This is a genomic window from Acinetobacter lwoffii (assembly GCF_022809915.1).
In the GTDB taxonomy this organism is placed as follows: domain Bacteria; phylum Pseudomonadota; class Gammaproteobacteria; order Pseudomonadales; family Moraxellaceae; genus Acinetobacter; species Acinetobacter lwoffii_M.
Map to the genome: position 1 here is coordinate 1 of NZ_JALGQY010000091.1, position 817 is coordinate 817.

Annotated in this window: 1 protein-coding gene; it reads left to right on the plus strand. The window is 38.6% G+C overall.

Going from position 1 to position 817, the window contains the following annotated elements; all coding sequences use genetic code 11:
* Positions 1-574: IS3 family transposase (locus MTX11_RS16555; RefSeq protein ID WP_243475618.1), on the plus strand; the 574-nt coding region annotated here is incomplete at its 5' end.
* Positions 575-817 lie beyond the last annotated feature (243 nt).

Sequence of the window (817 nt, forward strand, 5' to 3'; positions counted from 1 at the left end):
CCATCGTTTGCCTACAGCACCCAACTTGTTGGATCGCCAATTTGCAGTTACTCAGCCTAATAAAGTCTGGACAACAGACATTACCTATATCCGCACTAAAGAAGGTTGGTTGTATTTATGTGTGATGCTAGATTTATTTAGCCGTCGTATCGTGGGGTGGCAAACCAGCCATCGAATAGACCGCCAGTTGGTGTGTGATACGTTTAACTATGCAATGGCTCGTCAGGGTTATCCAACTGGTGTTATGGTTCATTCGGACCAAGGCTCACAGTACTGTAGTCGTGATTTTAGAGCGCTGTTACTGAAAAATGATTGTACTCAGAGTATGTCTAGACGTGGAAACTGTTGGGATAATGCAGTGACTGAAAGCTTCTTTCATACATTAAAAGGTCATGTGGTACATGGCAGTGTGTTTTCGACTCGAAAAGAGGCGAATGCGGTCTTGTTTGATTATATTGAGATTTATTACAATCGGGTCAGAAGGCATTCTGCAAACGGCTGGTTAAGTCCAGAAGCCTTTGAACAGAAATATTTCAAGAATTTAGAGGGATCGATTGTCCACGATACTGTCTAGGATCAGTAGTTTATATTTAATTCAAATATAGAGATAAAATATTTGAGATATAAAAGCCCAAATCTCTTAAGATACCAGCTTCAAAGCAAGTATAAGTTTTTGGATTAAATTACAAATGGACAGAAATCTTTCAATAGATATCTTTAAGATGTGCTTGGCAGTTTTTGGGTAGTGTTCAAAAAACTGTGTCATTTCCTTAAACTGTTAAAAACAGGAATGATGCATTATGGCAACTACATTTGA